The sequence below is a fragment of the Agrococcus sp. ARC_14 genome (assembly GCF_022436485.1).
In the GTDB taxonomy this organism is placed as follows: Bacteria; Actinomycetota; Actinomycetes; order Actinomycetales; family Microbacteriaceae; genus Agrococcus.
In genome coordinates, this window is sequence record NZ_JAKUDO010000001.1 from 2197285 (window position 1) to 2219766 (window position 22482).

The window sequence follows — 22482 nt, forward strand, 5'->3', positions numbered from 1 at the left end:
AGAACGTCTGCAATCCGCAGTGATGTGGGCTCCGAACGACCTGCAACACCGACTCGCAGGGTCGGGAACAACCAGGGAAGGAGAGCAGCGATGCTCACCAAGAAGAACCACACGATGGCAGGGCTCGTGCTTGTCGGAGTGGCCTCGCTCGCTCTCGTCGGCTGCTCGATGGGCACCGCGCCTGCTGAGTCGCCGGCCGAAGAGCCCACCGGCATGTCGCAGGAGCCGATGGAGACCGACGCCGCCATGGACCCGGCGTACGACAACCTCGTCGGCGCAGGCTGCGCGATGTACGACGAGCAGGTGCCGGATGGCGCGGGCTCGATCGTCGGCATGTCGCAGGACCCGGTCGCTGTCGCGGCTTCCAACAACCCGATCCTCACGACGCTCGTCGCGGCAGTGTCGGGCCAGCTGAACCCCGATGTCGACCTGGTCGACACACTGAACGGTGACGAGTTCACCGTCTTCGCTCCGGTCGACGACGCCTTCGCGGCGCTGCCCGCCGAGACCGTCGAGCTGCTCGGCACGCCGGAAGGCGCCGAGACGCTCAGCACGGTGCTCACCTACCACGTGGTCCCCGGCCAGATCGCTCCTGACGCGATCGTCGGCGAGCACACCACGGTGCAGAGCGAGGACCTCGAGGTCACCGGGTCCGGCGACGAGCTGATGGTCAACGGCGCGACCGTCATCTGCGGCGGCGTGCAGACCGCCAACGCAACGGTCTACCTGATCGACACGGTGCTGATGCCGCCGTCGATGGGCTGATCGACACATCCAGCAGCGGGCCGGTCCTTCGGAGCCGGCCCGCTTCGTCGTGTCGACCGATGCGGAACTGAACGCGTTCAGTTATTCTGAGCGCATGACTCCGGATGACGGATCCACCAAGGGCGCTCGCACCGCCGCTCGAGTGCGCGAGATCGCCTTCGAGGCGCTGCGAGCGGACGGCTGGCGCGCGACCACCATGCGCGGCATCGCCGATCGGGCTGGCGTCTCGCCGGGCACGATCTATCTCTCGATGCCCTCCAAGGAGCATCTGCTGCTGGCGCTCTACGACGACACGGTGGCGCGCATCGAGGCGCGAGCCACCGAGGCGATCGGCGACGTTCGCCCGTTCGCCGACCGACTCGGCTCCGCGCTCGAGATCGCACTGGATGAGATCGCGCCGTTCCACCGCGTCGCGACCGAGGCCATCGGTCAGGCGATCACCGCCGACTCCCCCGTCAGCCCCTTTGGCGAGACATCGCGAGCGTCGCGTGAGCGAATGCTCGGGCTGTTCGCCGCGGTCGTGGATGGATCCGACCTCATTGCCGACCGCCAGTTGCGGCAGGCGCTGCCAGAGCTGCTGTGGGGACTGCTCATGGCGGGGATGCTCGCCTGGACGAACGACCGCAGCCGCGAGCAGCGCCGCACGAGAGCACTGGTCGCCCAAGCCGTGCCGATGCTCGATCGCGCGATCCGGATCACCGCCGTGCCGCTGCTGCGCTCGCAGGTGCGCGACCTGCTTGCCCTCGCGGTCGCGGTGAGGGAGCTCTCCGATGACGATGCGTGATCGATCCCCTCTGCCGCCGCAATCGGCCGGGCAGTCGCATTCGCCGCGCGAGCGCCACGGCCGGCACGACCCTGCGAAGCACGAGTGGACGGCAGGCGACATCAAGTTCGGCTGGCTGGTCGGGGCCAGCGTCGTGCTCGCAGGCTCGCTCGTGATCGGCGTCATCATGTGGGGGTCCGCGGCGCTCATGGGCGTCTTTGGCGGCGTGCTCCTGGGCCTGCCGATGCTCACGCTCTACGGCGTACCGGTCGCCATCGCGGCAGCGAGCGCACTTCGTCGCGTGAACAGCGAGGCAATCCATCTGCTCGTATTTGCCGCCCTCGGGGCGATCGGTGGTGGCATCACGGCGCTGCTCGCGCAGGGCATCGTCGCCGGATGGGCGCTGGCGCCGTCAACGGTCATCCTCGGCGCCACGACTGCGGTGATCGCTCGGGCGGTGGCGCATGACACTGCCTCGCGCACGCGCGGCAGCGGGAACCTCTAGAGCGTCCGCTCGCGGATCATCCGCGACAGCTCCCGCCCAGAGTCCTTGACCGTGCGCTCCTGCGTGTCGTAGTCGACCCGCACGATGCCGAATCGCTTGTGATAGCCCCACGCCCACTCGTAGTTGTCGAGCAGCGACCAGTACATGTAGCCCTTGACCGGCACGCCCGCGTCGATGGCGTCGAGCACGGCTCCGACGTGTCCGCGCAGGAACTCGACGCGCTCGGCATCGTGGATCCGTGCCTCCCCTGTGGACGCATCCGTCACCTCGTCGTCGTCGTAGGCCGCGCCGTTCTCGGTCACCCAGAGCTCGATGCCCTGCGACCGCGTGTACTGCTCGTGCAGGCGCCGCAGCAGCGCCGAGAGGCCGGCAGGGTTGACCTCCCAGCCCATCGAGGTCGTCGGCACCTCGCGCGGATGCACGTGGACGCCCTCGGCGGCCGGGTACGGGCTCGCGATCGGCCGGTCGGTGGGCGCGTCGTTGAGAACGGGCGCCTCTGGCACCGAGAACGAGACGATGTCGTCGTGGTAGTAGTTCACGCCGAGCACGTCGATGGGCGCGGAGATGATCGCGAGGTCGCCCGGCTGCACCACGGCGTCGAGGCCAAGGTGGCCGACGTCGGCGAGCAGCGACTCGGGGTAGGCGCCGAGCGTGATCGGCTCGATGAAGAAACGGTTGTACTGGTCGTCGAGGCGGCGGGCGGCATCTCGATCGGATGCGCTCGTCGGGTCGAGCGGTTCGGCCGGCTGGAAGTTGAGGGTGATGCCGATGCGCTCGGCGCCGGCGTCGCGCAGCGCCGTCACCGCCATGCCGTGCGCGAGCAGCAGGTGGTGCGCCGCCTGCAGGCCGGCCTCGACGCTCTGCCTGCCTGGCGCATGGGCGCCCGCTGTGTACGAGAGGAACGACGAGCACCACGGCTCGTTCATGGTCGTCCAGTTGGTGACACGGTCGCCGAGCTTCTCGTGCACCGCGAGCGCGTAGTCGACGAAGCGGCTCGCGGTGTCGCGGTTGGTCCAGCCACCGGCATCCTCGAGCGCCTGCGGCAGATCCCAGTGGTAGAGCGTCAGCCACGGCAGGATGTCTGCCGCCTGCAGCTCGTCGACGAGCCGCGAGTAGAAGTCGAGCCCCTTCGCGTTCGGCGCGCCGCCGTCCGGGGAGACGCGCGCCCAGCTGGTCGAGAAGCGATAGGTCTGCAGGCCGAGCTCGCGCATCAGCGCGACGTCCTGCGGCATGCGGTGGTAGTGATCGCATGCGACATCGCCGTTGTGGGCGTCGATCACGGCGCCCGGCACCCGCGAGAAGGTGTCCCAGATGCTGGGGCGACGGCCGTCCTCGGCCGCTGCGCCCTCGATCTGGTAGGCGGCGGTCGCGCCGCCGAGGATGAGGTCTGTGGGGATGCTTCGCTGCACGTCACGAGCGTAGCCCGCGCCGCGTCGGGTGCGAGTCGGCGGCGCGGATGCGGTAGATTCGTGCAGTCCCGCCGATTGCGTCAAGGCGGGGCGCGCGGGCGTAGCTCAATGGTAGAGCCTCAGTCTTCCAAACTGATTACGCGGGTTCGATTCCCGTCGCCCGCTCCCCATCCATCGCCGTCGGCATGTCAGTGGCTCATGATGTGATGCACGCATGGACGGACGCGAGGTCGACGGCGAGGAGTACATCGCTGCGGTCCGTGCCGGCGCGCTCGACCCGTACGGGCACTCGGCGGATGCGCTGCAGGAGCAGCTGGACGAGTTCGATGCCGAGTGGGCCGCGCGCATCGCGGCGATGACGGCCGAGCAGGTCGCCGCCGGCATCCAGCCGCCCCCGCTGCCGAAGCCGTCCGAGACCGCGGCCCAGACGCGGCTTCGCCTCGATGAGGAGTTCGTCGGCCACGTGCGGGCGATGGAGGCGCAGTCGAGCCGCATCGAAGGGACACGCCGGGCCTTGCTCGCCGAGCACATGCAGCGCGCCATCGACGCCGCCGGCGACGCGGGCGCGAACCTGCAGGAGCTCGCTTCGATGGTGGCGGTCGAGCTCGGCTTCACGACCGGCGGCATGGTGCGCCGCATGACCGATGCGTGGACGATCGTCACCGAGCTGCCCGCCGCGCACGAGGCGGCCGCAGACGGCAGGATCACGACCGCGCACCTGCGGATCATCGAGCAGCAGACCCGGGCGCTGCGCATCGACGCCGCGGTCGACGCCCAGCAGCGGGTGGCGGTGGTCGACGCATTGGTCGAGGTCGCCGAGCGGCACTCGACGAGTCAGCTGCAGTCGAAGGCGAAGAAGATCGTCAACGACGCCCTGACCGAGCCCCTGCAGCTGCGGCATGACACCGCCAGGCAGCGGCGGAAGGTCGAGCTGTTCGACGCCGGTGACGGCATGGGCGACCTCGTCGTGCGCGGGCCCGTCCTCGAGCTCACCGCGGCCTACGACCGGCTCACGCAAGCAGCCCGGAAGAAGCCGAAGGACGACCCGCGCACCTTCGACCAGTTCCGCACCGACGCGCTGCTGGAGCTGCTGCTCTCGGGTGTCGTTCCCGAAGATCTGCATGGCGTCTCCCCGATCCGGGCGCACGTCTCGATCATGATCCCCGCGACCGCGCTGCTCCACGACCGCGAAGAGCAAGACCAGGCCATGCGGTCGCTGACGTTCCCCGCGGCGCTCGACGGCCGGGTGCTGGTCGACCGTGACACCGCCCGCCGCATCGCCTCCGACACCGCGACCTGGGAGCGGCTCTTCACCGACCCCGTCACCGGCGTGGCCGTCACGGTCGACTACCGCCGACCCACCGCCGCGCAGCGCAGATGGTTGCAGGCACGGGACGGCCGATGTCGCGGCCCAGGCTGCGATCAGCCGGTGCTGCGATCGGAGGTCGACCACACGAAGGACTACGCCGGCGGCGGCGCCACGAGCCTCGACAACCTCGGCCACCTCTGCAGATCCGACCACCACCGCATCAAGCACGGCAGTCGGTGGCAGGTCGAACAGCTGCCCGCTGGGGTGCTGCGCTGGACATCGCCCATCGGGCAGGTCATCGAGAACGCGCCAGAGCCGGTCGGCCCGATCTTCACCGACACCCCGTTCTGACCGAGCTCGGCGCCGTGCGCTCATCGTTCCTCACAGCGACTGCCGATAGCGTGCATGTCGTGCCCAGGATCGTCACTCGTCAGCGCGGCCGCGGCTCCAACCGGCTCGGCGCCGTCCTCGTCAGCGCAGTGGCGCTCTCGCTCGCTGCCTGCGTCGCCATGCCGCCGACCAGTCCGCAGGATCCGTCGATCCCGACGACCCCTGCACCGGTGTTCACCGACCTGGCGCCCGCGCCGACCACCAACGGCCCCACAGAGCCGCCCGTGCCGACGACCGACCCGGGCGAGTTCGCCTACGGCGACACTGTCACGATCCACACCGATCGCGGCTCCACCTGGGAGATCACCGCGATCGACTCGGTCGACCCTGCCGACAGCCTCGCAGCGCAGACCGGCTCCGCGCCGCGCGCCGGCGAGCGCTTCGTCGTGCTCAACCTCGAGATCACCAACGTCGGCGTCATCACGACGCATCCGATGCATGACATGACCTTCGGCTACCAGCCCGACGGCGGCCCGATGTCGGACCAGAACTCCGCATCCGTCGCCGCCGCGCCGAACGACCTCGGCTACATCTGGGAGTTCGCGCCCGGCGACAGCCACGTGACGCAGGTGATCGTGTCGATCCGCGAGGACGCCGCCTCGACGGGCTCGTGGGTCATCAGCCCCACGCAGAGCACGCAGGACGCCTCGCGGCTCTACCGCTGGCGCTGATCGCCGGCCTCGTGACGCGCGCGGCTCCGCCGAGCGCTTCTCGGACAGCGGGTGACCTGCTCCCTACAGCTGGCAGCCGGGGCACCAGTAGAGCTTGCGGCCCTGCATCGTCTCGAGCGCGACGGCCGTGCCGCAGCGCCGGCACGGCATCCCCTCGCGCTTGTAGACCCAGTGGCGATCGGCCCGATTGGCGAGCGCGGCCTCGCGCTTCGCGCCCCGCAGCCCGTCGATCGTGAGCATCTGACCCGTCTCGACGCCGATGCGCAGCAGCTTCACCCAGTCGCGCCACAGGCCCCGCAGCTCGTCGCTCGTGAGCTGACTGCCGGGGCGGTGCGGGTCGATGCGCGCACGGAACAGCAGCTCGGCGCGGTAGACGTTGCCGATGCCGGCGACGACCGTCTGATCCATGAGCAGCTGCCCGATGGCCTGCCCGGATCGCGCCGCTCGCGCTACGAAGCGCTCCTCGGCGTGCTTGCGCGACTCGGTGGGCGCCTCCGGGTCGGGCCCGAGCCGCTCTGCCAGCGCGCGCACCTGAGCCTCGTCGAGCACCTCGCAGACCGTTGGCCCGCGCAGATCGGCGACCGATGAGTCGGTGAGGATGCGCACGCGCACCTGACCGACCGGGTCCGGCGGGAAGGTCGCGGCCTCGCTCGCCGTCTCGTGCTCGCCGGCACGCAGCCGGGCGAGCCTCGGAGCGCCGATCGATGCGATGGAATCCTCGTGCTCGCCGTCGACGCCTGCCGCGGCCGGCTGCGTGCCGCGCATGCCCGTCTGCCCCATACGGGCGGCGCCCACCGCCGCTCTGGCGGCGAGGATGGTGGGGTCGACCGAGATGGCGCCCGCGAAGTCCCAGGCGCCATAGATGCCGAGGTGCACGTGCAGCACGCGCTCCGGCGCCGCCGCCGTGCCGCCGAAGCCCAGCAGCAGGTGCTTGCCGATCGCCTCTGACGACGTGATCTCGTGGCCGTCGAGCTCGGCGGCGCCGACCTCGAAGCGTCCCTGGGGGCTGGAGACCGTGGCCGTGCGACCGACGAAGTTCGTGGCGAACTGCCGCGCGATGCGATGGACGGAGTGGCCCTCAGGCATGCGATGCCCCTGGCCGCGGCGACTGCGGCATCAGACGATCTCGTGGCCGGCGATGGCGCCCGTCGTCTCGTACTCCCCCAGCTGCGCGATGCGGCGCGCGTGGCGATCCACACCCGAGAACGGCGTCGCGATGAAGGCGTCGATGAGCTCGAGCATCTCCTCCTCGCTGTGCTGCCGAGCACCGACGGCGACGACGTTCGCGTCGTTGTGCTCGCGGGCGAGCTCAGCCGTCGCGAGGCTCCAGGCGAGCGCGGCGCGCACGCCCTCGACCTTGTTGGCCGCCATCTGCTCGCCGTTGCCCGAGCCGCCGAACACGACGCCGAGCGCCTCGACGCCCGCACGCTGGTCGCGCACGACCGCACGTGCCGCGTTGATGCAGAACGAGGGGTAGTCGTCCTCGGCGTCGTAGCCGGTCGGTCCGTGGTCCTCCACCTCGTGACCATTGGCTGCCAGGTGCTCGACGAGCCGCTTCGACATCTCGAAGCCCGCGTGATCGGTGGCGACGTGGATGCGCATCAGGCGGCCTCGCCCTCGGGATCGGCCGTGATGTCGAACTGCGGCCCGCGCGTGCGCGTGCGCTTGAGCTCGAAGAAGCCCTCGATCGACGCGGCCGCGACGATGCCGTCGAACAGCCGCAGCGCATCCGCACCCTTGGGCGCCGGGCTGACGACCGGGCCGAAGAACGCCACGTCGTCGACCGCCACGACGGGCGTGCCGACGTCGTCGCCGACCAGGTCGATCGCGGTCTGGTGCGTCGCCCGCAGCGTCGTGTCGTGCGCGTCGCTCTCCTCGACGAGCGCGGCGTCGAGACCGACTGCAGCGAGCGACTCCGCGATGATCGAGTCGTCGTCCTTGCGACGCTGGTGATGGATGCGCTCGCCGAGCGCGTCGTAGAGCGGCTTCACGACCGCGTCACCGCCCGCAGCACGAGCAGCCGTCACCAGGCGGGTGAGGCGCATCGAGCGCGGCATGCGCGCGGCATACTCCTCGGGCAGGTCACGCCCCTCGTTGAGCACCGCCAGGCTCATCACCTGCCAGTCGACCTCGAAGTCGCGGGTCTGGGCGACCTCGCCCAGCCAGCGGGACGTCATCCACGCCCACGGGCACGTCGGATCGAACCACATCCGCACGCGCTGCGGACCCTGCTGCACAGCCTGTTCAGTCATGGCTCGATGCTATCGAGGGGCGGTGGTCTCGAGACGCGTGCAGGCCTGCGGCCCGCGCGCTCCTCGACCAGCGGGTGCGCACTACGCTGGATCGCACCAGCACACCCACTGTCTGCAACACGACTGCCGAAGGAGTCCAGCGTGCCCGGAGAGAACCTCACTCGCGCCGAAGCCCAGGAGCGCGCCGCGCTCGTCCAGGTCGAGAGCTACGACATCGCCCTCGATCTCACCACCGGCGACGAGGTGTTCCGCTCGACGACCACGGTGACGTTCACCGCCACCGAGGGCTCGTCGACCTTCATCGACCACATCTCCCGCGCCGTGCACGCCGTGACCCTCAACGGCACGGAGCTCGACGCATCCGCCGTGAACGATGGCGTGCGCATCCAGCTCGACGGGCTCTCGGCCGAGAACGTGCTGACGGTCGTCTCCGATGCCGCCTACGTCAACACGGGCGAGGGCCTGCACCGCTTCGTCGACCCCGTCGACGGCGAGGTGTACCTCTACTCGCAGTTCGAGGTGCCCGACTCGCGCCGCGTCTTCGCGGTCTTCGAGCAGCCCGACCTCAAGGCGAGCTTCCGCTTCACGATCACGGCCCCCGCCGCATGGCAGGTCGTCTCGAACCAGCCGACGCCCGAGCCCGTCGTCGATGGCGATACCGGCACCTGGGCGTTCGAGCCCACGCCGCGCATCTCGAGCTACATCACGGCGCTCGTCGCCGGCCCGTACACGGTGACGCGCTCCGAGCTCACCTCCAGCAGCGGCCGCACCATCCCGCTGGGCATCTTCTGCCGCGCCTCGCTCGCCGAGCACATGGACGCCGACTACATTTTCGAGACCACCCGCAAGGGCTTCGTGTTCTACGAGGAGCAGTTCGGCGTCCCCTACCCGTTCGACAAGTACGACCAGCTGTTCGTGCCGGAGTTCAACGCCGGTGCGATGGAGAACGCCGGATGCGTGACGTTCACCGAGTCGTACGTGTTCCGCGCGCAGGTGACCGACGCCATCCGTGAGCGCCGTGTCGTCACGGTGCTGCACGAGCTCGCGCACATGTGGTTCGGCGACCTCGTCACCATGAAGTGGTGGAACGACCTGTGGCTCAACGAGTCGTTCGCCGAGTGGGCGTCGACGCTCGCCACCGCCGAGGCCACCGAGTGGACCGGCGCATGGACGACCTTCCAGGCGATGGAGAAGACCTGGGCGTACCGCCAGGACCAGCTGCCCTCCACGCACCCGATCGTCGCCGAGATCCGCGACCTCGACGACGTGCAGGTCAACTTCGACGGCATCACCTACGCCAAGGGCGGCTCGGTGCTCAAGCAGCTCGTGGCCTGGGTGGGCCTGCCGGCCTTCATGCAGGGCGTCGGCGCCTACTTCCGCAAGCACGCATGGGGCAACACGGAGCTCGCGGATCTGCTGGTCGAGCTCGAGGCCGCCAGCGGCCGTGATCTGGGCGAGTGGAGCAAGCTGTGGCTCGAGACCGCCGGCGTCAACACGCTGCGCCCGAGCATCACGACCACCGATGACGGCATCATCACGGCATTCGCCGTCGAGCAGACCGCCGTCGCCGACCACCCGACGCTCCGCCCGCACCGCCTCGCCATCGGCTTCTACGAGCTGGCCGGTGGCGCGCTGCGCCGCACCGAGCGCGTGGAGATCGACGTGGACGGCCCGCTCACCCAGGTGCCGCAGCTCGTCGGTCACGTGCGCCCGGCGCTCATCCTCATCAACGACGACGACCTCGCCTACGCCAAGATCCGCCTCGACGAGCAGTCGATGCAGACCGCGCTGTCGAGCCTGCGCACCATCGAGGACCCACTCGCTCGCGCGCTCGTCTGGGGCGCGGCGTGGGATGCGACGCGCGATGCCGAGACGCCCGCGAGCGACTACGTCGACCTCGTGCTCGACAACATCGACGCGGAGACCGAGTCGACCACGATCCGCCTCTCTCTCGGCCAGGTGGCACAGGCAGCGCGCACCTACGTGCACCCCTCGCGCCGCGCCGAGACCCTCCAGAAGGTGGGCGACCGCCTCTGGAAGCTCGCCTCGAAGGCCGAGGCCGGCTCCGACGCGCAGTTCCAGTTCGTCGGCGCGTTCGCCAGCGTGGCCTCCACGCCGAAGCACGCCGAGCAGCTGCAGGCCCTGCTCGACGGCACGCGCACGCTCGACGGGCTGACGGTCGACAGCGACCTGCGCTGGCAGCTGCTCGACGGCCTGGTGCTGAACGGCGCGGCCGGCGAGGAGCAGATCGCTGCGGAGCTCGCGAGCGACGACACGGCGACCGGCCGTCAGTTCGCCGCCCGCGCTCGCGCCACCATCCCCACGAAGGAGGCGAAGGAGGCGGCGTTCGCCTCGGTCGCCGATGCGTCCGGCGCCTCGAACATGATCGTGCGCTACACGGGCCTCGGCCTGCAGCACGTCAACGACCCGGCCTCGCTGGCCGACATCGTGACGCGCTACCACGACGCCATCCAGCAGATCTGGGACTCCCGCACCTACCAGGTGGCGGAGGGGCTGCTGGGCGGCCTCTACCCCGCAGTGGTGGCCAGCGAGGAGCTTGCGGCTGCGACGCGCGCCTGGCTCTCGTCGAACGAGCCGGTGCCGGCGCTGCGGCGCATCGTCATCGAGCACCTCGCCGGCGTGGAGCGCGCCCTCGCTGCGCAGCAGCGGGACGCCTGATCGGAGCGCACGTGTTCGAGAGCGGGCAGGCTGACGACGCCGGCATCGACTGGGCCGCCGTCGGAGCGTGGTGGGAGCGCTGGGGCGCACCGATCGGCGTGCTGCTGGTCATCGTCGGCGCATTCATCGCGTACGCGATCGTCAAGGCGATCGTCGGCCGCGTCGTGCACGAGGTCGTCACGGGCGTCAAGCGCAAGGCCGACGCCGCCGACACCGAGGCGCTCGTCAACTCGCCGCTCGCGCAGGTGCGCGTCGTGCAGCGCACCCGCGCGATCGGCAGCGTGCTCAACACGCTTGCCGCCTGGCTGATCGGAGCGTTCGGACTCATCCTGATCCTCAGCATCCTGGGCGTCGATCCGGCCTCGCTGGTCGCCATGGCAGGCTTCCTCGGCGCTGCGGCGGGCATCGGCGCGCAGGGCGTCATCAAGGACTTCCTGAACGGCCTGTTCATGGTGTTCGAGGATCAGCTGGGCATCGGCGACACGGTCGACCTCGGCGAGGCATCCGGGATCGTCGAGTCGGTCGGCATCCGTGTCACCCAGGTGCGCGACGTCAACGGCACGCTCTGGTACGTCCGCAACGGCGAGATCATCCGAGTCGGCAACGAGTCGCAGGGCTGGGCTCGGGTCGTCATCGACCAGGCCGTGCCCTATGAGTCGGACATCGACGCCGTCACGCAGCGCCTGATCGATGTCGCGACCGACCTGAGCGAAGACGTCGCGTGGCTCGGTCGCATCATCGACAAGCCCGCCGTCTGGGGCATCGAGTCGGTCTCGGCAGAGGCCGTCGTGGTGCGGCTGGTCGTCAAGACACGCGCGAGCGCGAAGTACGACGTCGCCCGCGAGCTGCGCCGCCGCGTCAAGGACGGCCTCGACGACCTGGGCGTCACGCTGCCCTCGCTGCAGAAGATCGTCGTCAAGGGCATCGAGGACAGCGCCTGATGCCGACGCCCGAGCAGCAGACCTTCTTCGACGCCGTCGGCGGCGAGGCCTTCTTCCGCGATCTCGTGCACGCCTTCTACGAGCGGGTGTGGGCAGACGACGTGCTGCGCGCCATGTACCCGCAGGACGACCGCGCCGGCGCCGAGGATCGCTTCAGCATGTTCCTCATGCAGTACTGGGGCGGCCCCGGCACCTACAGCGAGCAGCGCGGTCACCCGCGGCTGCGCATGCGCCACATGCCGTTCCCCATCGACCACGACGCGCGCAATCGCTGGGTCGCCAGCATGACGGGCGCGCTCGACGCGCTCGACCCCGCACCGCTGCACCGCGCGGAGCTCGAGGACTACTTCGATCGCGCCGCGACGGCGATGGTCAACCACAACCCGCTCATCCGCTGACCCCACGACCGCCCTGGAGGCACCATGGCCGCGCACGACACTGACGTCATCGTGATCGGGAGCGGCCTGTCGGGCCTCGTCGCCGCGTGCACGGCGCTCGATCGCGGCCGCACCGTCACCATCGTCGAGCAGGAGGGGCCGCAGTCGATCGGCGGCCAGGCCTTCTGGTCGTTCGGCGGCCTCTTCCTGGTGGACTCTCCAGAGCAGCGCAGGCTCGGCATCGAGGACTCGCTCGAGCTCGCCTGGCACGACTGGGAGCACACCGCGGGCTTCGACCGCGACGAGGACGGCAGCGGCGAGGACCTCTGGGCGCGCCGCTGGGCCGACGCGTACCTCGACTTCGCCCACCGCGACCTGCGGCCCTGGCTGCGCGAGCTCGGCATCCGCCTCTTCCCCGTCGTCGGGCACGCAGAGCGCGGGGCACACACCGAGGGCGGTCACGGCAACACCGTCCCCCGCTTCCACATCGTCTGGGGCACGGGCCCCGGGATCGTCGCCCCCTTCACGAGGAGGCTTCGGGATGCGGTGCACGACGGCAGCGCGACGCTCGCGTTCCGACACCGGGTGACAGCGCTGCGCACCGAGGGCGACCGCGTCGTGGGCGTCGCAGGCGAGCGGCTCGCGCCCGACCTCACGGTGCGCGGCGAGCCCTCCAGCCGAGAGGTCGTCGGCGCGTTCGAGCTGCGCGCCGAGAGCGTCGTGGTGGCGACCGGCGGCATCGGCGGCGAGCTCGATCGCGTGCGCGAGCTCTGGCCCGCCTCGCTCGGCGCACCGCCGACCGAGGCCGTGCGCGGCGTGCCGATGCACGTCGACGGATCCGGGCTCGAGCTCGCGAACGACGCCGGCGCGCGGCTCGTCAACGCCGACCGCATGTGGCACTACACCGAGGGCATCAAGAACTGGGATCCGATCTGGCCCGACCACGGCATCCGCATCCTGCCGGGACCATCGAGCCTCTGGCTCGACCACCTGGGGCGCCGGCTGCCCTCCCCCAACTACCCGGGCTTCGACACCCTCTCGACGCTCGCCCACCTGCGCTCGGTCAAGGCGGATCACTCCTGGTTCGTGCTCACGCAGTCGATCGTCGAGAAGGAGTTCACACTCTCGGGCTCTGAGCAGAACCCCGACCTCACCGGCAAGAGCCTGCGCACGCTCGCGAAGCGCGTGCTGCCAGGAGCTCCCGCGCCGGTGCAGGCGTTCCTCGACCACGGCGAGGACTTCATCGTCGCCCATTCGCTCACCGAGCTGCTCGACGGCATGGAGCAGCTGGGGCGGAGCGCCGACGGCTCGACCATCGATCGCGCCGCGGTCGTCGCCGCCATCGAGGAGCGCGATGCCGCAGTGGTCGACCCAGCATCCACCGACCCGCAGGCGGTCGAGATCCGCCGGGCGCGCGAGTACGTCGGCGACCGCCTCCTGCGCACGGCGGCGCCCCACCGGATCCTCGACGAGGCGCACTGGCCGCTCATCGCCGTGCGCCTGCGCACCCTGACGCGCAAGACCCTCGGCGGCATCCAGACCGACCTCGACTCCCGTGCACTGGGCGCCGACGGCGAGCCCGTGCCGGGGCTCTTCGCAGTCGGCGAGGCCGCGGGCTTCGGCGGCGGCGGCGTGCACGGCTACCGGGCGCTCGAGGGCACGTTCCTGGGCGGATGCCTCCACACCGGGCTGCGGGCGGGTCGCGCAGCCTGAGCACAGCGCAGCGCCCCGTCCGACGAGGGACGGAGCGCTGCGAGGTCTCAGCGGCTGAAGTTGCCGCGGTAGTGCTCGTACACCCAGCCCACCAGCATGATGAGCAGCAGCCCGACACCGATCGGGATGAGGAACGTGGGGCCGGCGATCGACAGGAACAGGATCGCGAGGGCGCCACCGAGGCCGATCGGCCACCAGCTCCAAGGCGCGAAGTGACCCATCTCGGGGTCGTCCTCGTCGAGCTCGCCGTCGAGGCGGTCCATGGCCATCTCGCCGCTCTGCCCGCGGTGCACGAGCACCAGGTAGAAGGCGATGAGCGTCGCCATGACGCCCGTCAGGCCCATGCCCAGCGTGCCGGCCCACTCGACCGTGCCCGCGTAGGTGCCCATGTGCCACACGGTGTAGACCGCGGCGCACAGGTAGAAGAAGACGGCGATGATCGACAGCAGCAGGATGTTCGCGCGCATGTCAGCGGACCTCGTCCCTCGAGAGATCGAGCACTGGGCGATCCGGTGCATCCTTCAGCGGACCGACGCCCACCTGCAGCCCCGCGTTGGGGTGGTGCAGGTCGAAGGCCGGGGACTCCGAGCGGATGCGCGGGATCGAGTTGAAGTTGTGACGCGGCGGCGGGCAGCTCGTCGCCCACTCGAGCGAGCGGCCGGTGCCCCAGGGGTCATCGACCTCGACCTTGGGCGCCGTGCGAGCCGTGATCCAGACGTTCCAGAAGAACGGGATCATCGACAGGCCCAGCAGCATGGCGCCGATCGTCGAGAGCTGGTTCATCCAGGTGAACCCGTCCTCGGCGAGGTAGGTGTAGTAGCGGCGGGGCATGCCGATGACGCCCAGCCAGTGCTGCACGAGGAACGTCACGTGGAAGCCGATGAACAGCATCCAGAAGTGCACGTGGCCCAACCGGTCGTTGAGCATCTTGCCCGTCCACTTCGGCCACCAGAAGTAGAAGCCGGAGAACATCGCGAACACGACCGTGCCGAACACCACGTAGTGGAAGTGCGCCACCACGAAGTAGGTGTCGGAGACGGCGAAGTCGAGCGGCGGCGATGCCAGGATCACGCCCGTCAGACCGCCGAAGGTGAACGTCACGAGGAAGCCGAACGCCCACAGCATGGGCGACTCCCACGTGATGGACCCTCGCCACATCGTGCCGATCCAGTTGAAGATCTTCACACCCGTCGGCACCGCGATGAGCATCGTCATGAGCGAGAACCACGGCAGCAGCACGGTGCCCGTGACGTACATGTGGTGCGCCCAGACGGTGACCGACAGGGCAGCGATCGCGATCGTCGCGCCCACGAGCGTGTTGTAGCCGAAGATCGGCTTGCGGCTGAAGACCGGGATGACCTCGGAGATGATGCCGAAGAACGGCAGGGCGATGATGTACACCTCTGGGTGGCCGAAGAACCAGAAGAGGTGTTGCCACAGCACGGCTCCGCCGTTGGCGGGATCGTAGATGTGCCCGCCGAAGATGCGGTCCATCGCGAGGCCGAACATGGCCGCGGCGAGCACCGGGAACGCGATGATCACGAGCACCGAGGTGATGAGGATGTTCCAGGAGAAGATCGACATCCGGAACATCGTCATGCCCGGTGCGCGCATCGTGATGATCGTGGTGATGAAGTTGACGCCACCCATGATCGTGCCGAAGCCCGACAGGCCCAGGCCCAGCACCCAGAGGTTGCCGCCCATGCCGGGCGAGAAGGCCGAGGTGCTCAGCGGCGTGTAGGCGAACCAGCCGAACGAGGCTGCGCCCTGCGGCGTCAGGAAGCCGGCGAGCGCGATGAGCGAGCCGAAGGTGAACATCCAGTAGGCCAGCGCGTTCAGGCGCGGGAACGCGACGTCGGGCGCACCGATGTGCAGCGGCATCATCACGTTGGCGAAGCCGGCGAACAGCGGCGTCGCGAACATCAGCAGCATGATCGTGCCGTGCATCGTGAAGAGCTGGTTGTACTGCTCCTCGGTCGGCACGATCTCCAGCCCCGGCGCGAACAGCTGCGCACGGATCAGCAGCGCCATGACGCCGCCGATCAGGAAGAACAGCACCGACGTGATCAGGTACAGGTAGCCGATCGTCTTGTGGTCAGTGGTGGTGATCCAGCTGACGACGACGTTGCCCTTGCGCTGGGCGCTGGGGCTGATCGCGGCGCGCGCGGTGCCGCGCTCTGCCGTTGCAGTCATCAGTGGTCCCCGCCTTCCTCGCTCGAACCAGGCTCGGTGCCGGGCACCGGGTCAGGGTTGATGGATGCGTCGATGGGGCCGACGTTGCCTGCGGCCTCGAGGCTCTCCAGGTATGCGTCGTACTCCGCCGGGCTGACCAGCTCGACGTTGAAGAGCATGAGCGAGTGATACTCGCCGCAGAGCTCTGCGCACTTGCCGCGCAGGACGCCCTCCTCGGAGCCGGTCTCGAAGTACATGTGGTTCGTGACGCCGGGGAGCATGTCCTTCTTGTAGAGGAACTCCACGACCCAGAACGAGTGGGCGACGTCGCGCGACTCGAGGGTGATCTCGATGCTCGAGTTCGTCGGCAGGTAGAGCGTCGGCAGCGACTCGGGGTCGATGAGGTTCGACTCGGGATCGTTCATCGCCTGCAGGCCCTGGTAGTACACCGGGTCCTGGCCCTCGCGGTCGTAGACGAAGTCCCACGCCCAGCGCTTGCCGTAGACGGTCAGCGAGTAGTCGGGATCCTCAATGGGCTCCTCGATGACCGCCTGGTCGCGTGCGGTGAACGCGAAGAAGCCGGCGACGAGGATGAGCGGCACGATCGTGAAGAAGATCTCGAGCGGCATGTGGTAGCGCAGCTGCACCGGAAGGCCGGTCTGGCCCTTGCGGCGGCGGTAGGCGATGCCGGCCCAGATCATGAGGCCCCAGGTGATGAGGCCGACGCCCAGCAGCACGATCCAGGAGGTCGTCCACAGGCCCATGATGCGGTCGACGTGGTTCGTCAGGCCCGGCGTCGACGGCATGTACCCCTGCAGCTGTGCCTGGGTGCATCCGGCCAGCGCCAGAGCGACGACCACGGCAAGCGGGGCCGCGATCCATCGAGATCGACGAGTGCGCAATGTCTTCCTCCGACTCTTGTGAACGTCCCCACCGATCCTAGTACCCACAGACGGCCCTCAGGCTCCTGCCACGCTCCGCCTAGCGCGCCGTGAAACGCGAGACGCCGCCGATCCTGGGATCGACGGCGCGTCGCCTTGCGTGGTGCTGCGAGATCAGTGGAAGGAGTCTCCGCAGGCGCAGGATCCCCCTGCGTTGGGGTTGTCCATCGTGAAGCCCTGCTTCTGGATCGTGTCCTCGAAGTCGATCGTCGAACCGTCGAGGTAGGGCACGCTCATGCGGTCGACGATCACCTCGACGCCGTCGTAGTCGCGGATCACGTCGCCGTCGAGCTGCCGCTCGTCGAAGTAGAGCTGGTAGATCAGTCCGGAGCAGCCGCCTGGCTGCACCGCGACGCGCAGGCGCAGGTCGTCGCGCCCCTCCTGGTCGAGCAGTCGGCGCACCTTGTCGGCGGCCGTGTCGGTGAGGTTGACGCCGTGCGTCATGAGATCCGTCATCTGCAGCTCCTCTCGAAAGCCTCGAGGGCGCGACGCCGCAGCGCGCTTCCCTCACCCTCGATGCTACTCCTGGTGGTCGGAGGCGCGCGAGAGCAGCAGCGCCTCGGCGGCGATCGCCTTCTTGAGCACGCCCAGGTGCTGCGACTCGTTGGGGCTGTGCGCCATCGTGCCCGGGTCCTCGACGCCCGTCACCAGGATCTGCGCCGCGGGGAACTGCCGCACCAGGTCGGCGATGAACGGGATCGACCCGCCGATGCCGGTCTCCACGGGCTCCGCACTCCACGCATCCGCCATGGCCTGCTTGGTGGCGGTCGCGCCCCAGCCGCTCGTGTCGACCAGGAAGGGGTCGCCCAGGTCGACGCCGTCGTACGCGACGGTCGCACCGAAGGGGGTGTGCTCCGCGATGTGGCGCTCGAGCGCTGCGAAGGCGTCGGCTGCCGTCTGCCCCGGCGCGATGCGGGCAGAGACACGGAACCGCACGGTCGGCAGGATCGTGTTGGATGCGTCGGGCACGCTGGGCGCGTCCACGCCGGTGATCGTGATGGCCGGCTTCGCCCACAGCCGCGAGAGCACCGGGCCGCTGCCGATCAGGTCGACGCCCTCGAGCACACCGGCCTCGGTGCGGATGTGCTCCTCGGTCTGCTCCGGCACGTCCAGGTCGGCCTCGGTGAGGCCGTCGACGGCGACGGAGCCGTCCTCGGCCCAGAAGCTGGCCGCGAGCTTCGCGAAGGTCATCATCGCGTCGGGCACCGCACCACCGAACATGCCGGAGTGGCTGGCGTGCTCCAGCGTCGTGAGCGTGACGTTGAAGGCGGCGTTGCCGCGGAGCGCGACGGTGAGCGACGGAACCTCGGTCGACCAGTTGTCGCTGTCGGCGACCACGATGAGGTCGGCGCTCAGCACGTCGGCGTGCTGCTCGAGGAAGCGCGAGAAGGAGCGCGAGCCGTGCTCCTCCTCCCCCTCGATGAACAGCGCGATGCCGAGCTCGGGGTCGACGGTCTCAGCGAGCGCGCGGATCGCCGCGATGTGCGTGATCACGCCCGCCTTGTCGTCGGAGGCGCCGCGGCCGTAGAGCCGGCCATCGATCTCGGTGGGCTCGAAGGGCTTCGTGCGCCAGAGCGCCTCGTCGCCCCATGGCTGCACGTCGTGGTGCGCATAGAGCAGGATCGACGGCTTGCCGCCTCGGGCGGCGCGCACGGCGAGCACGGCGGGCTGGCCGAGCACCTCGGTGTCGCCGATCGGCGCGCGCTCGATCGAGACGCGCTCGAACACGCCGGTGCCTTCGGCGAGGGCGGCGACGGCCTCCGCGCTGGCCTGCACCTGCGCCGGGTCGTAGGCATCCCACGCGACCGACGGGATGCGCACGAGCGACTTCAGATCCTCGAGCGCTCGGTCGAAGCCGGCGTCGACGGCGGCGAGGACGGCGCTGTCCTGATCGGAGAGGACGCGCGCCGAGAGCGGGCTGGAGTCAGCGGAGGGTGCAGTCATGCGCTCGATCCTAGGCGGCGAGCCTGCGCCGCTGCGGCGGTACGATGGACGGAGATCACCCGCTCGTCTCTCGAAGGACCTCCCTGTGGCGCTGTTCAGCCGTTCTGCCAACGACAAGGCTCAGCCGCAGCCGCTGCCAGAGGGCAGGAAGACGCCCAAGCAGTCCGAGCAGGTTGCGCGCAACCGCCGCCCGCTGGTGCCTGAGGACCGCAAGGAAGCCCGCCGCCAGGTGCAGGACAAGATGCGCGCCGAGCGGCAGAAGGCCCGCCTGGGCTTCGAGCGCGGCGAGGACAAGTACCTGCCGCCGCGTGACAAGGGCCCGGTGCGCCGCTACGTGCGCGACTTCGTCGACGCCCGGCTCTCGATCGGCACGCTCGCGATGCCGGTCATGATCGTGGTGCTGGTGCTGACCTTCATCAACGACCCGCAGTGGCGCATGATCGCCAACCTCGTGCTGTGGGCCTACGTCGCCATCGTGGTGCTCGACTCGCTCCTGATGGCCTGGCAGCTGCGCCGGGCGCTGCGCGCGAAGTTCGGCGACAAGGATGCCAAGGGCAACGGCTGGTACGCGACCATGCGGTCGGTGCAGCTGCCGTTCATGCGCATGCCGAAGCCGCAGACCAAGCTCTTCAAGTACCCGGAGTAGAGCCCGGAGCGCTCAGTGCCGAAGGCGTTGAGCGCGGAGGGCTCTAGGTCGAGGAGCGCGCCGGCGCAGCCGGCACGCGTCGCGAGACCTGCTGCACGGCGCGAGCCGCTCCCCCGGCCTCGTGACGCGAGCGCCTGCAGCGCGCGCTCCTCGGCCTACGAGGCAGACACCAGCCCGCGGTTGATCTCGCGCGCCCAGCCAGGGCCGCGGTAGATGAACGCCGTGTAGCCCTGCACGAGCGCCGCGCCGGCGGCGAGACGCGCTCGCACGTCGTCGACCGTCTCGACGCCACCCACCGAGATCACGTCCACCGACGTCGGCAGCGCCTGGCGCAGCAGGCGCAGCACCGCGAGCGATCGCGCGGCGACCGGCGGGCCTGACAGCCCGCCAGCTCCCGCGTGCGCCACCGCATCCGGGCTCGTGCGCAGCCCATCGCGGCTGATCGTGGTGTTCGTGGCGATGACGCCGGCCAGCTCGAGGCGCGCGGCGAGCGCCGCGATGCCTTCGACCTGCTCGTCGTCGAGGTCTGGGGCGATCTTCACCAGCACGGGCGTCGCACCCGCGGCCCCGCGGATCGCGGCGAGCAGCGGCTCGAGCAGCGCGGCATCCTGCAGACCGCGCAGGCCGGGCGTGTTGGGCGAGGAGACGTTGACCGCGAGATAGTCGGCGACCGGCGCGAGCAGCCGCGTCGACTGCAGGTAGTCGCGCTCGACGGCGGCGACGTCCTCGGCGTCGACGACGCGACTCTTGCCGATGTTGACGCCGATCACGGGGCGAGAGCGCGCCTGCCTCGCGGCCGCGATGCGGTCGGCTGCGGCGGCCGCTCCCCCGTTGTTGAAGCCCATCCGGTTGACGAGCGCGCGATCCGCCGTGAGGCGGAACAGGCGCGGCCGCGGATTGCCGGGCTGCGGCTGCGCCGTGAGCGTGCCGACCTCGACGTGGCCGAAGCCGAGCGCTCCGAGGCCGGCGATCATCGTGGCGTCCTTGTCGAAGCCCGCTGCGACGCCGAAGGGCGTGGCGAACGCGCGGCCGAGCGCGTGCGTGCGCAGCTGCGGGTCGGTGCGCACGCCGGGTCGCGCGGCGCCGAGCGCCTTGATCGCCGTCGCTGCCAGGTGATGGGCAGGTTCGGGCTCGAGGTGCGCGAAGCCGTGGCGGAACAGCAGGTCGTAGGCGGTCATTCGCCGCGCTCCACGGAGATCTCGGGTGTGGTGTCGGCCGGATGCGTGCCCTCGCGCAGCGTGCGGATGGCCGCCTCGAAGTCGTCGAGCGAGTCGAAGTTGTTGTAGACGCTCGCGAACCGCAGGTAGGCCACCTCGTCGAGCTCGCGCAGCGGCGGCAGCACGGCGAGCCCGATCTCGTTCGCGTCGATCTGGCTCGCGCCGGTCGCGCGGATGGTCTCCTCGACCGACTGCGCGACGCCCGCGAGGTCTGCGTCGGTGACAGGCCGGCCGCGCACCGCCTTGCGCACGCCCTCGATGACCTTCTCGCGGCGGAACGGCTCGAGCACGCCAGAGCGCTTCACGACCGACAGGCTCGCCGTCTCGGTGGTGGTGAACCTGCGGCCGCACTCGGTGCACTGGCGCCGACGGCGGATCGACAGGCCGTCATCGCTCGTGCGCGAGTCCACGACGCGGGAGTCGGGGTTGCGACAGAACGGGCAGTGCATCAGCGAGCCTCTCCCTCGAAGCGCGCCTCGATCGCCTCGCCGTGCGCCGGCAGCCCCTCCGCGGCGGCGAGCGCCGTCACCTCTGCGCGCACCTCGGCGAGCGCACCGCGGTCGTAGCGCACGACCTGCTGGGCGCGGAGGAACGTCGCGGCGCCGAGGCCGGCGACGCGCCGCGCCTGCCCGCCGGTCGGCAGCACGTGATTGGAGCCGGCGGCGTAGTCGCCCAGGCTCACCGGCGTGTGCGGCCCGAGGAAGATGGCGCCCGCGTGGCGCACCAGCGCCAGCACCGAGTCGTCGTCGCGCGTGACGATCTCGAGGTGCTCGGGCGCGTAGGCGTCGCTCACCCTGGCGGCCGACGGCAGATCGCTCACCAGCACGATGGCCGACTGCGCGCCCGTGAGCGATGCGGCGACGCGCTCGGCGGCCGGCGTCGCGGCTGCCCGTCGGGTGACGGATGCGTCCACCAGGTCGGCGAGGTCGGCCGAGTCGGTCACGAGCACGGCGGCAGCGAGCTCGTCGTGCTCCGCCTGGCTCACGAGGTCGGCGGCGATCAGCTCGGCGTCGGCCGTCCCGTCGGCGATCACGAGGATCTCGGTCGGGCCCGCCTCCGCATCGACGCGGACGGTGCCTGCGACGACGCGCTTGGCAGCGGCGACGAAGACGTTGCCGGGACCGGTGACGACGTCGACGGGGGCGAGGCCGATGGCCGGCACCCCGTGCGCGAGGGCGCCGATCGCGCCCGCGCCGCCCATGGCGTACACCTCCTCGACGCCCAGCAGGGCGCACGCGGCGAGGACGCTCGGGTGCGGCAGCCCGCCGTGATCGGCCTGCGCGGGGCTCGCGACGGCGATGGAGCGCACCCCGGCGGACTGCGCGGCGACGACGTTCATGACGACGCTCGACGGGTAGACGGCCTTGCCGCCCGGCACGTAGAGGCCGACGCGATCGACAGGCTGCCAGCGAAGCTCGATCTCGGCGCCCTCGGCGATGTGCGCCACCATCGGCGGCGGCACCTGCGCCCTGGAGCCGATGCGCACGCGCTCGACGAGCGTCTCGAGCGCGGCCCGCACCTGCGGGTCGAGCCCAGCCAGTGCGGCTGCCAGCGCATCGGCATCGACCTCGATGGCCGTGGGGCGCACGCCATCGAAGCGCTCCGCCTGCTCAGCGAGCGCCTCAGCCCCGCGCTCGCGCACGGCGGCGATGAGCGCTGCCGCGACCGGGAGCGAAGCCTCGACGTCGATCGCGGGCCGAGGCAGCACGTCGCGCAGCTCCTGCTCGGCGGGCAGGGTCGTCAGATCGATTCGTCGCAGCACGTCGTCCATCTTCGCAGGTCTCGTGA

The 22482-nt window shown here is 70.3% G+C and carries 22 protein-coding genes and 1 tRNA gene; 11 read left to right on the top strand and 12 right to left on the bottom strand.

Annotation, left to right across the window (positions count from 1 at the left end):
• The first annotated feature begins 90 nt into the window (after window positions 1-90).
• The 3 genes from MKD51_RS10905 (at window position 91) to MKD51_RS10915 (ending at window position 2033) form a co-directional block, all read left to right on the top strand.
• A complete protein-coding gene (locus MKD51_RS10905; RefSeq protein WP_240240329.1) occupies window positions 91-765 on the top strand; it encodes a fasciclin domain-containing protein in 675 nt (224 codons plus the stop codon).
• Between the two features lie 94 nt (window positions 766-859).
• Entirely contained in the window at window positions 860-1549 is a 690-nt protein-coding gene (locus MKD51_RS10910) for a TetR family transcriptional regulator (protein ID WP_240240330.1), read from the top strand.
• Window positions 1536-2033 carry a hypothetical protein gene (locus MKD51_RS10915; protein WP_240240331.1) on the top strand — a complete coding sequence of 166 codons (498 nt, stop codon included), beginning with the start codon at window positions 1536-1538 and terminating at the stop codon, window positions 2031-2033. Before MKD51_RS10910 ends, MKD51_RS10915 begins: the two co-directional genes overlap by 14 nt.
• Here the strand turns inward: MKD51_RS10915 and MKD51_RS10920 are convergent.
• On the bottom strand, window positions 2030-3442 hold the full coding sequence (locus tag MKD51_RS10920; protein WP_240240332.1) for a GH1 family beta-glucosidase: 1413 nt from the start codon (window positions 3440-3442) through the stop codon (window positions 2030-2032). The genes MKD51_RS10915 and MKD51_RS10920 overlap by 4 nt on opposite strands.
• A 94-nt stretch (window positions 3443-3536) precedes the next feature.
• Here MKD51_RS10920 and MKD51_RS10925 point away from each other — a divergent pair.
• The 3 genes from MKD51_RS10925 to MKD51_RS10935 all read left to right on the top strand — a co-directional run bounded on the left by MKD51_RS10925 (window position 3537) and on the right by MKD51_RS10935 (window position 5812).
• Window positions 3537-3607: transfer RNA gene (locus MKD51_RS10925), tRNA-Gly, on the top strand.
• Between the two features lie 49 nt (window positions 3608-3656).
• The gene (locus MKD51_RS10930; protein WP_240240333.1) at window positions 3657-5102 is read left to right on the top strand and encodes an HNH endonuclease signature motif containing protein; all 1446 of its coding nucleotides are present in this window, start codon (window positions 3657-3659) and stop codon (window positions 5100-5102) included.
• 59 nt (window positions 5103-5161) lie between these two features.
• Window positions 5162-5812: a hypothetical protein gene (locus tag MKD51_RS10935; protein WP_240240334.1), complete on the top strand. Its 651-nt coding sequence runs from the start codon at window positions 5162-5164 to the stop codon at window positions 5810-5812.
• A 63-nt stretch (window positions 5813-5875) separates the two neighbouring features.
• On the opposite strand, the gene MKD51_RS10940 is transcribed toward MKD51_RS10935, so the two are convergent.
• From MKD51_RS10940 to MKD51_RS10950, 3 genes are read right to left on the bottom strand one after another with little or no spacing between them, the layout of a single operon-like run.
• Entirely contained in the window at window positions 5876-6898 is a 1023-nt protein-coding gene (locus MKD51_RS10940; protein WP_240240335.1) for a DNA-formamidopyrimidine glycosylase family protein, read from the bottom strand.
• Between the two features lie 30 nt (window positions 6899-6928).
• On the bottom strand, window positions 6929-7414 hold the full coding sequence (locus MKD51_RS10945) for a ribose-5-phosphate isomerase (protein ID WP_240240336.1): 486 nt from the start codon (window positions 7412-7414) through the stop codon (window positions 6929-6931).
• Window positions 7414-8064, bottom strand: a complete 651-nt coding sequence (locus MKD51_RS10950) for a DsbA family protein (RefSeq protein ID WP_240240337.1) — start codon at window positions 8062-8064, stop codon at window positions 7414-7416. The genes MKD51_RS10945 and MKD51_RS10950 overlap by 1 nt, the downstream gene beginning before the upstream one ends.
• A 141-nt stretch (window positions 8065-8205) precedes the next feature.
• Here MKD51_RS10950 and pepN point away from each other — a divergent pair, with 141 nt between their 5' ends.
• The 4 genes from pepN to MKD51_RS10970 are packed head-to-tail and all read left to right on the top strand — an operon-like array spanning window position 8206 to window position 13774.
• Window positions 8206-10743, top strand: coding sequence for an aminopeptidase N (gene pepN / locus MKD51_RS10955; RefSeq protein WP_240240338.1), 2538 nt, complete (start codon window positions 8206-8208; stop codon window positions 10741-10743).
• Between the two features lie 11 nt (window positions 10744-10754).
• Entirely contained in the window at window positions 10755-11684 is a 930-nt protein-coding gene (locus MKD51_RS16070) for a mechanosensitive ion channel domain-containing protein (protein WP_240240339.1), read from the top strand.
• A complete protein-coding gene (locus tag MKD51_RS10965; protein WP_240240340.1) occupies window positions 11684-12082 on the top strand; it encodes a globin in 399 nt (132 codons plus the stop codon). The genes MKD51_RS16070 and MKD51_RS10965 overlap by 1 nt, the downstream gene beginning before the upstream one ends.
• A 24-nt stretch (window positions 12083-12106) precedes the next feature.
• Window positions 12107-13774 carry an FAD-binding dehydrogenase gene (locus MKD51_RS10970; protein ID WP_240240341.1) on the top strand — a complete coding sequence of 556 codons (1668 nt, stop codon included), beginning with the start codon at window positions 12107-12109 and terminating at the stop codon, window positions 13772-13774.
• A 47-nt stretch (window positions 13775-13821) separates the two neighbouring features.
• Here MKD51_RS10970 and MKD51_RS10975 read toward each other — a convergent pair whose 3' ends face one another.
• The 5 genes from MKD51_RS10975 to MKD51_RS10995 form a co-directional block, all read right to left on the bottom strand.
• Window positions 13822-14241 carry a cytochrome c oxidase subunit 4 gene (locus tag MKD51_RS10975; RefSeq protein WP_240240342.1) on the bottom strand — a complete coding sequence of 140 codons (420 nt, stop codon included), beginning with the start codon at window positions 14239-14241 and terminating at the stop codon, window positions 13822-13824.
• A 1-nt stretch (window position 14242) separates the two neighbouring features.
• The gene (gene ctaD / locus MKD51_RS10980; RefSeq protein WP_240240343.1) at window positions 14243-15967 is read right to left on the bottom strand and encodes a cytochrome c oxidase subunit I; all 1725 of its coding nucleotides are present in this window, start codon (window positions 15965-15967) and stop codon (window positions 14243-14245) included.
• Entirely contained in the window at window positions 15967-16806 is an 840-nt protein-coding gene (gene coxB / locus MKD51_RS10985; RefSeq protein WP_240240344.1) for a cytochrome c oxidase subunit II, read from the bottom strand. Before coxB ends, ctaD begins: the two co-directional genes overlap by 1 nt.
• 195 nt (window positions 16807-17001) lie before the next feature.
• Window positions 17002-17343: an iron-sulfur cluster assembly accessory protein gene (locus tag MKD51_RS10990; protein WP_240240345.1), complete on the bottom strand. Its 342-nt coding sequence runs from the start codon at window positions 17341-17343 to the stop codon at window positions 17002-17004.
• 63 nt (window positions 17344-17406) lie between these two features.
• Window positions 17407-18831 carry a M20/M25/M40 family metallo-hydrolase gene (locus MKD51_RS10995; protein WP_240240346.1) on the bottom strand — a complete coding sequence of 475 codons (1425 nt, stop codon included), beginning with the start codon at window positions 18829-18831 and terminating at the stop codon, window positions 17407-17409.
• 85 nt (window positions 18832-18916) lie between these two features.
• Between MKD51_RS10995 and MKD51_RS11000 the strand changes: the two genes are divergently transcribed.
• On the top strand, window positions 18917-19477 hold the full coding sequence (locus MKD51_RS11000) for a DUF3043 domain-containing protein (RefSeq protein WP_240240347.1): 561 nt from the start codon (window positions 18917-18919) through the stop codon (window positions 19475-19477).
• 155 nt (window positions 19478-19632) lie between these two features.
• Here MKD51_RS11000 and MKD51_RS11005 read toward each other — a convergent pair whose 3' ends face one another.
• Genes MKD51_RS11005 through hisD form a run of 3 tightly spaced genes read right to left on the bottom strand, consistent with a single transcriptional unit; the run spans window position 19633 to window position 22456 of the window.
• Window positions 19633-20655, bottom strand: coding sequence for a quinone-dependent dihydroorotate dehydrogenase (locus MKD51_RS11005; protein ID WP_240240348.1), 1023 nt, complete (start codon window positions 20653-20655; stop codon window positions 19633-19635).
• Window positions 20652-21143 (bottom strand): transcriptional regulator NrdR, encoded by a 492-nt coding sequence (gene nrdR, locus MKD51_RS11010; protein ID WP_240240349.1) that lies wholly within the window; start codon window positions 21141-21143, stop codon window positions 20652-20654. Before nrdR ends, MKD51_RS11005 begins: the two co-directional genes overlap by 4 nt.
• Complete coding sequence (gene hisD / locus MKD51_RS11015) at window positions 21143-22456, bottom strand: histidinol dehydrogenase (RefSeq protein ID WP_240240350.1); 1314 nt, start codon at window positions 22454-22456, stop codon at window positions 21143-21145. Before hisD ends, nrdR begins: the two co-directional genes overlap by 1 nt.
• Window positions 22457-22482 lie beyond the last annotated feature (26 nt).

Bases quoted from the DNA above. Each gene is read 5' to 3' on its own strand.
- MKD51_RS10905 (WP_240240329.1), top strand. From the start codon at position 91: ATGCTCACCAAGAAGAACCACACGATGGCAGGGCTCGTGCTTGTCGGA.
- MKD51_RS10910 (WP_240240330.1), top strand. From the start codon at position 860: ATGACTCCGGATGACGGATCCACCAAGGGCGCTCGCACCGCCGCTCGA.
- MKD51_RS10915 (WP_240240331.1), top strand. From the start codon at position 1,536: ATGACGATGCGTGATCGATCCCCTCTGCCGCCGCAATCGGCCGGGCAG.
- MKD51_RS10930 (WP_240240333.1), top strand. From the start codon at position 3,657: ATGGACGGACGCGAGGTCGACGGCGAGGAGTACATCGCTGCGGTCCGT.
- MKD51_RS10940 (WP_240240335.1), bottom strand. From the start codon at position 6,898: ATGCCTGAGGGCCACTCCGTCCATCGCATCGCGCGGCAGTTCGCCACG.
- MKD51_RS10945 (WP_240240336.1), bottom strand. From the start codon at position 7,414: ATGCGCATCCACGTCGCCACCGATCACGCGGGCTTCGAGATGTCGAAG.
- MKD51_RS10950 (WP_240240337.1), bottom strand. From the start codon at position 8,064: ATGACTGAACAGGCTGTGCAGCAGGGTCCGCAGCGCGTGCGGATGTGG.
- MKD51_RS10965 (WP_240240340.1), top strand. From the start codon at position 11,684: ATGCCGACGCCCGAGCAGCAGACCTTCTTCGACGCCGTCGGCGGCGAG.
- MKD51_RS10970 (WP_240240341.1), top strand. From the start codon at position 12,107: ATGGCCGCGCACGACACTGACGTCATCGTGATCGGGAGCGGCCTGTCG.
- MKD51_RS10975 (WP_240240342.1), bottom strand. From the start codon at position 14,241: ATGCGCGCGAACATCCTGCTGCTGTCGATCATCGCCGTCTTCTTCTAC.
- ctaD (WP_240240343.1), bottom strand. From the start codon at position 15,967: ATGACTGCAACGGCAGAGCGCGGCACCGCGCGCGCCGCGATCAGCCCC.
- MKD51_RS10990 (WP_240240345.1), bottom strand. From the start codon at position 17,343: ATGACGGATCTCATGACGCACGGCGTCAACCTCACCGACACGGCCGCC.
- MKD51_RS10995 (WP_240240346.1), bottom strand. From the start codon at position 18,831: ATGACTGCACCCTCCGCTGACTCCAGCCCGCTCTCGGCGCGCGTCCTC.
- MKD51_RS11005 (WP_240240348.1), bottom strand. From the start codon at position 20,655: ATGACCGCCTACGACCTGCTGTTCCGCCACGGCTTCGCGCACCTCGAG.
- nrdR (WP_240240349.1), bottom strand. From the start codon at position 21,143: ATGCACTGCCCGTTCTGTCGCAACCCCGACTCCCGCGTCGTGGACTCG.